General features: G+C 45.4%; 9 protein-coding genes (2 of these 9 running past the window's edge). All 9 read left to right on the plus strand.

Annotated elements, in window-relative coordinates; translation table 11 throughout:
- Positions 1-546, plus strand: the 3' portion of a protein-coding gene (locus CIT02_RS08970; RefSeq protein WP_292611718.1) for a CBS domain-containing protein. Its footprint begins 396 nt before the window's first position; only the last 546 of its 942 coding nucleotides appear in the window; the start codon falls outside the window, past its left edge; the stop codon is at positions 544-546.
- Positions 547-576: 30 nt separating this feature from the next.
- Positions 577-1419 (plus strand): CBS domain-containing protein, encoded by an 843-nt coding sequence (locus tag CIT02_RS08975; protein WP_363123671.1) that lies wholly within the window; start codon positions 577-579, stop codon positions 1417-1419.
- An 18-nt stretch (positions 1420-1437) separates the two neighbouring features.
- Positions 1438-2256, plus strand: a complete 819-nt coding sequence (locus tag CIT02_RS08980; RefSeq protein ID WP_292611720.1) for a CBS domain-containing protein — start codon at positions 1438-1440, stop codon at positions 2254-2256.
- Between the two features lie 303 nt (positions 2257-2559).
- Positions 2560-3708 (plus strand): RNA ligase, encoded by a 1149-nt coding sequence (locus tag CIT02_RS08985; RefSeq protein ID WP_292611722.1) that lies wholly within the window; start codon positions 2560-2562, stop codon positions 3706-3708.
- 280 nt (positions 3709-3988) lie between these two features.
- Positions 3989-4798 (plus strand): prephenate dehydratase, encoded by an 810-nt coding sequence (gene pheA, locus CIT02_RS08990; RefSeq protein WP_292611724.1) that lies wholly within the window; start codon positions 3989-3991, stop codon positions 4796-4798.
- Positions 4791-5447, plus strand: coding sequence for a hypothetical protein (locus CIT02_RS08995; protein WP_292611726.1), 657 nt, complete (start codon positions 4791-4793; stop codon positions 5445-5447). The genes pheA and CIT02_RS08995 overlap by 8 nt, the downstream gene beginning before the upstream one ends.
- A gap of 233 nt (positions 5448-5680) precedes the next feature.
- Positions 5681-6217 carry a PsbP-related protein gene (locus tag CIT02_RS09000; RefSeq protein WP_292611728.1) on the plus strand — a complete coding sequence of 179 codons (537 nt, stop codon included), beginning with the start codon at positions 5681-5683 and terminating at the stop codon, positions 6215-6217.
- A gap of 557 nt (positions 6218-6774) precedes the next feature.
- A complete protein-coding gene (locus CIT02_RS09005; RefSeq protein ID WP_048072591.1) occupies positions 6775-7275 on the plus strand; it encodes a KH domain-containing protein in 501 nt (166 codons plus the stop codon).
- Positions 7276-7383: 108 nt separating this feature from the next.
- Positions 7384-7500: the start of a bifunctional phosphopantothenoylcysteine decarboxylase/phosphopantothenate--cysteine ligase CoaBC gene (gene coaBC, locus CIT02_RS09010; protein WP_292611731.1), read on the plus strand. Its footprint extends 1029 nt past the window's final position; only the first 117 of its 1146 coding nucleotides appear in the window; it begins with the start codon at positions 7384-7386; its stop codon lies off the right edge, out of view.

The raw sequence follows: 7500 nt of genomic DNA on the forward strand, positions 1-7500 counted from the left end.
ACTAAAATGATCAGTAAAGGAGTGGGTGCCCTACCCATAGTGGATGCCCAGCATAAAATAGCAGGAATAGTCTCTGAAAGAGACTTCGTCCTCCTGATGGCCGGAGTACTCACTGATGAGAAGGTGGAAGACTACATGCACAACCGGGTAATCACCACCACCCCCGGAACCCGTATCGAAGGAGCATCCAAGATAATGGTCCGCAACAAACTGCGCCGGATACCCGTGGTTGGTGAAGAACGTAAGACCCCCCACCCCGAGGATGATAAGATCGTGGGAATTGTCACCGCCACCGACATACTGGAATTCCTGGGAAAAAACAGTGCCTTTGAACACATGATCACCAACAGTGGGGAAGAGATACTCAACACCACCATCACCGAGATCATGGAATCCCAGGTCATCACTGCCAGCATCACGGCCAGACTGGGAGATATCTGTGATATCATGGAAGAAAAAGGCATAGGCGGACTTCCCGTAGTTCAAAATGGAGAACTACAGGGAATCATAACTGAAAGTGATATATTAAGGGCCGTGAGTTCCTAACACGGATAAATTTTTCAAGGGGCGAGTTGCATGATGAAAATCGAGGATGTAATGAACGAAGAAGTAATTGTAGCCGAAGAAAATGAACAAGTAAGCCACGCCCGGAACTTGATGTTAAAATACGGTTACAGCCGTATTTTAGTGGTTAACCAGGAAGACAAACTAGTGGGTATCCTGACTGAAAAAGACTTAACCCGAAAAATGAGGTCCAATGGACCAAAATGGAAAAGGAGGACCATAGACAAGATCAGCATCCGCCGGGTCATGACCCCCCATCCTGTCACCCTCACCCCCACCAGGGAGGTGCGGGATGCCGTGGAGATCATGATCAAAAACGATATAAGCTCTGTACCCGTGGTGGATGGAGACGAAATACTGGGTATCGTAACCAAAACCGAGCTCATGGACTTCTACCGTGACAAATTCGCTGGTAAATGGAAAGTATCCGACCTCATGACCAGTGAAGTGGTCACTGTCAACGAAAACCACAGCATAGGCCACGTAATAAGCACAATGGAAGACCAAAAAATTGGGAAACTCATCGTAGTGCGGGATAACGAGCCGGTGGGCATAATAACCTCTGCCAACATATCCTTCGCCAACGTAGAAGACCCGGAAACTGGAGTCAGTGTGGAAAAAATAGCTTTCCTACGCAAAATAGATGGTCAGGAGAAAAGAAACGTCCGGGAAGTGTCCATGGTCACTGCCGGAGATATAATGACCAACCACCTGATAAAAATCGAACAAACTGAAGATGCCTCCAGTGCAGCTGACATAATGACTAAAAAAGAAGTCAGTGGCATTCCAGTAGTGAACGATAACGAACTGGTGGGAATAATCACAAAAACGGATATAATCCGTGGAATCCAGTAAACAACAGGAGGTTCCAATATGCATGTCAAAGATATAATGGCCAAAGATATTGTAGTGGTAGATAAAGACCAGAACATCCACGATGCACTGAAATTAATGAAAAAACACAAAATTTCCAGGCTACCCGTTATAAACACCAACCAGAACAATCAAAAAGAACTGGTAGGTATAATAACAGAAAAAGACATAGCACTCCGCCTGGGATCATCCAAATACGGTAATCTGGCACCATCCCACTTCCATGTCTCCACCGTGATGACCCCCCAACCAGTCATTGCCCAGGAAGACCAGACCCTGGCCAGTGCCGCTAAAACCATGCTGGAAAACAAAATCGGCGGGCTGACCGTAATGGATTCCGGCCAAATCACGGGGATGATCACCAAAAGCGACTTCCTGGAAACCTGCCAGGGCCGACCATTCACCGAGATCACCGTTAAAGAGAGGATGAAAACCAGCGTCACCACCATCGGACCACAGGACCGCCTGGTGCACGCCAGGAGAATCATCATTGACGAGGGAATCGGCCGCCTGCCAGTGATGGAAGATGGCCAGCTACAGGGAATGATAACGGCCAAAGACATCGCCCTGGCCATGATGTCCTTCCGCAAAGTGGTTCCGGACAAGTACAAACCCGCCAGGATACGCAACCTCCTGGTAGAGGATGTGATGGTCCAGAACGTGAAAACACTAACTGAAGAAACCCCGGTATCCCAAGCCGCCCGGATGATGCTGGATGCCAACTTCAGTGGAATGCCGGTGGTGGAAGAGGATCAAATGACGGGAATACTCACCAAAACCGACTTCCTGGAACTCATCGTGGAACTGGAAGGATTTTAAAATCCACAGGAGTTTAAAGGTAACCCCATGGTGAAAAACTGGGTAAAAACAGGAACGCCAAGGAATCCATAGTGCACAATCGAATAAACCGGTGAACACCAAGAATCATAGTGAACGCTGAAACTTAGCAACGCCCAAGAACCCCTCATAAACAACAGTGAACATCTAAAAATCAGGGATTTTATAAAATCCCTTTTTTAACCCTTTTTTTACCTAATATAATTTACCGAGTATAATTCTATTTAACAATATATTTCCCTGGAAAATGTCTTCAAACACCCTAATTTTATTAAAAATAGACCCATGAGAGAAAAAAACATCCCGCCCCTGGTAAGCAGTGGAGAAGTTTCCCAGCTCCTGGACATACCTTCCCTTAAGCTGGAGGATGCCTACCACAAGGGTATAATAAAAAAATACCATAAATATGGTCTGGAAGCCATCCAATTCCGCAAAGGCATGGGACATATTGAAGCCGGTACCATGGTGGTGAACGGTGATGGAATAGAAGTTATACGTGGGTTTCCCAAGATAAGGAGGACTCTGATGCTCCAACCCGCTCTGGGACAGCACTTCTCCCGGGAAGTGGCAGTGGAGGAGAAGATGAACGGTTATAATGTTCGCATAGCTCTGATTAACCAGGAAATAGTGGCATTCACCCGTGGAGGTTACATCTGTCCCTACACCAGCCGCAAGGCCCGGCAATTACTGGACCTGGATGATTTCTTCCAGGACCACCCCCAAAAGGTTATCTGCGGTGAGATGGTGGGCACCCTGAACCCCTACGTGTCCCACTACTACCCCGAGGTGGGTAAACTGGGATTCCGCATATTCGATATCCGGGAAAAACTCACCAACACCCCCCTGCCCCTGCTCTTTAAGAGGGAACTACTGGCAGATTACCACCTGGAACCAGTACGCTTACTGGGAATATTCCCGGTGGAAGAGGCCCCGGTAAAAATCATGGAAATAGTAAAGGATTTAGGGGAACACGACCGGGAAGGAGTGGTGATGAAGGACCCCCACATGGAACTGGAACCCTTAAAGTACACCTCATCCCAGGCCCAGGCCGCAGAACTGGAGTACGCCCTTACTTTCCCCTTCGACCTGGCCAAAGCCTTCCTCTTCAGCAGGATCATCAGGGAAGGTTTCCAGTCCTATGAAACCGGGGAATCAGATCAAGAACGCCGGGAAAGGGCCCTGCGAATGGGTGAATCCATACTGTACCCCATGCTGGAAACCATAGGAAAGGTGGAGGGGGGAGAAGTGGCAGCCGAGGACCTCTTGATAGAGGTGGACAGCCAGGAAGAGGCCGAAGAGTTCATCCGCCACCTGCGCGACCTCAAAGTAATGGCCTCCCTGGTGGAAATAAAGGATGGAAAGGCAGTTATCCGGAGGATACACCAGTCCACCAACGACCGGGTCCACAACTATTTGGAGGGTGGATTGTACTAACTTAGACCAGAATGCCCGGGGTAAAGCTACAAATTTTTTAGGCACCCACTAAATTTTATAACCAATACCCCCTAATTTTTAATATCAGACCTAATAAGATCAGTTCATGTTCAAACTCATTTAAGATCAGTTCATATTCAACTCACAAAGATCATTTAATATCACACTTAGTAAGATCATTTTAATATCACATTTACTAAGATCATTAATATCAAACTCAACAAGACCACAGTTCAACATCAAATTAGATTGATGGTAATGGGAAACAGGTAGAAAAAACATGAAAATAGGATACTTTGGACCGGCAGGAACCTTCACTGAGGAAGCAGCATCCCAACGGGAGGGTGAACTGGTACCCTACTCCACCATACCCGAAGTGTTTGAAGCAGTGCACAGTGGTGAAGTGGACCAGGGAGTGGTACCCATAGAAAACTCCATCGAAGGCTCGGTGGGAGTCACCCTGGATCTGTTGGCCCACCAGTACCTCCTCAAGATCAAAGGGGAAATAATACTCCCCATAAGTCACAACCTCCTCATCAATCCAGATGCAGAATTAGAAGATATAGAAGTGGTTTATTCTCATTACCAACCATTATCGCAGTGTCGTCTGTTTTTGGAAAAGATGGGAGTGCGAACCCAGGCTACCCGGAGCACTGCCGCGGCTGCCGGGATGATAAAGGATAATAAAGGGGCCGGGGCCATTGGAACCCGGCGGGCAGCCCAGCTATATGGTCTTAAAATAGCAGCAGAGGATATACAGGACCATGAAAATAACATGACCCGCTTCGTGGTCATAGACCAGGAGGACCATGCCCCCACTGGGAAGGATAAAACATCAGTGATTCTGTGCCTTTCCCGGGACCGTCCCGGGGGCCTGTATGAGATACTGGGAGAATTTGCCGGTGAAGACATAAACCTGACCAAGATCGAGTCCCGGCCATCCAAGGAAAAACTGGGAAGCTACATCTTCTTTGTGGATATGGAGGGCCACCATAAGGATTTAAAAATCATGAAGGTTATAAATAGGGTACGATCAAAGGTAGGATACATAAAGATTTTAGGATCATATCCTCAGGAAGGAGATGATTAACATAGTTAACAGTAAAAAAAAGCTTGATAGAGAGTTAGAAGAGCTTGAATTAGATTACAGTAAAGGAAATATTGATAAGAAAGAATATTTTGCCCGTAAAAGGGACATAGGCCAGGAACTGGAAACTTTCACCGCGGTGGAAAGAGTCCGCAGAATGCAACAGGGCGGAGCAGTTCCCGAGAAAACCTTGGATGACTGGTCAGCCCAGGAAGAAGAAAAGAAAAAACTGGCCGATGAAGCCGAAAAGCAGGAAATGCTTAAAAAATTCATTACCAAACCAGAATCAGTCAAGGCCCGAAATTTACCTGGCAAAGAACGCTTCGGTAAAAAGGCCAAGATAGGTTTATTAGCCTTTATTATTCTGGCTTTTGTTGTAGGGACCTCCATGGGATCCATGTTCATATCCAAACCCAGTGAAAACCCACAGATATCTATGGCGGTTAATGCCAGTGCATTTCTACCACCAGAAGTGGCCAACAACACCACTGCCACCACTACCAAGCTGAACACCACTACCAAGACCACCACCAACACCCAAGTAGCCACCACTACACCTACCAGTACTCAGAATACACAAACCAATAATCAGCCTCAAACTAATACCCCAACCAATACCGCAACTAACACGGAAACTGAGCCCAAAACTTAAAATCAACCAACTTGAAATCTAAGGTTGAAGTATTGTTATTTTAAATAAGGGAAGTCATGCTTCCCTTTTTTCAACCCCAAACTGGATTAGTTGATGGTAGAAAACATTTAGAAAAAACATATAGAATAATTGAATTTATTGGAATCTACAACCAAGAAATGTAAAAATATGTTGATTTTAATTGAAAATGAAATTCACAATTTAATAAATAAAGGATAATAGGTGTTTGTTTTATGAATAAAATCATCCCCATAGTGGCTGCTGCAGTTATCCTCCTGGTGGTCGCGGTTTCCGGGTGTGTTACCAATGAGGATAAAAATAACCAGACCAACAGTTACTCGGCCAACGGTGTTTCGTTTCAGTATCCCCACTCCTGGGGAGTAGCTACTCTAAACTCGCCCAATGGTGTGGTAGCAGTGGGAGACCCCAATACCGTGGTTAACGGAAACCCCACCACCTCGGTGGTAATCCAGAAAGCCAATGCCACGGCATCTTCTGGACTTAAATATGCTTACGACCAGAACTACGCCAACTTCTTTAACAACACAGGAAAAACCAAGGTTTCCGAGGCCCAGCTCACCTTGAACGGGGCTACGGTCTATGAAAACGTGTACACCTCCTCGGAAGAAGGGGTGGCCAAGAAGTACCGGGCAGTGTGGCTGCAGAAGGGCAGCACCATCTACGTGATACTGTGCAGTGCCCGAACCGAAGCCTACGATTCCCAGCAGACTAACTTCGACCTGGTGATAAACAGCTTCCAGGCATCCTGAGGATAACCTCCTCACCATACCTTTTTTTAAATAATTTATTCTTTTTAAAAACAGATTTTAAAGGCAACGATTACCTCTGTGCAGTGTATCGTTCACCGTTCTTTTATCCCCCCACCCCCTACTCACGGTCAAGGGGAGTGTTTAACCGGGCCAGTGGGATAATGGAAAGGTAGTATCATAATCTCCGGGAGTTGAATTTTACCGGCTGAATTTTGGGGGGTTATGCAAAAATTTTATATGTCACACTACATAGAATATGCAAATGTTATAGATACTAATACTTCACAGGGTAGAAAGTGGACCCCACCAGTCAATAAATCTGCTTTTAATTTTTTTCAAATCCTGTGATTCATAACTACTTTATCCTGATGTGTAAGAGTTTAAGAATTTAACCTGGCTTCTATTATCCCCACAACATAACTATAATAGGTCGTCCAAGCATTAAATTAAGGAAACTGGATCTTTTAAACTGGGGATTAAAGGTTTTATTTCACTATAATTCATGAGGCCGTTGTGCCTTTTAGGATTATCCACTAAAAATAAGGAGGAATTTAGAGATGGTTTTACCAATATGCGATGTCTGTTTAAAAAGCGGAATGTTATGTCAAGGTTGTGAGAATAAGCTGAAAACAGGAGAGATAAGTCAGCTTGACTTGGACATTGCAAAAATCCTCTACCGGGTGGGTGATGGTAAGATTGGTTACAAGAGAACCATAGAAATCGGAGACGTGGTTATCATCATCACCGAGAAAGATCAGGTGGGTAAACTCATTGGTAAGGGCGGTAAAATAGTAAGAGAAATATCTAAAACCCTGGAGAGAAAGATACGGGTGGTTGGAGAGGACTCGGACTTTAAGGCCGTGGCCACTGATATACTAGCCCCTGCCCGTATTTCAGGTATTAACATAGTCTACGGTAAAGACGGAGAACAGAGATACAAGATACGGGTAAGAGGGGAAGACGCCCGAAGATTACCTGCCAAACTGGACGTTTTAAACAGCATAATCCAGGAATTAACCGGGGAAAAAACCTTGCTGGTCATTGACCGCAACAATTAAATCTATATGGGGCTTTAAAAGCCCTGTATTAATTTCTACCTAAATTTTTAACCTAAGAAAAATTTTTCTGTATTTAACACCAAGATTATAATCAGGGGGTAAATCTGTATGACAATCGTGCTCTGTGTTACCGGAAGTGTGGCGGCAGTGGAAACAGTGAAACTGGCCCGGGAACTTAAAAGGAAGGGTTATCCAGTTAAATGCTTCATGACTGATGGGGCCTGT

It is taken from the genome of Methanobacterium sp. BAmetb5 (genome assembly GCF_003491305.1).
Taxonomy (GTDB): Archaea; Methanobacteriota; Methanobacteria; order Methanobacteriales; family Methanobacteriaceae; genus Methanobacterium.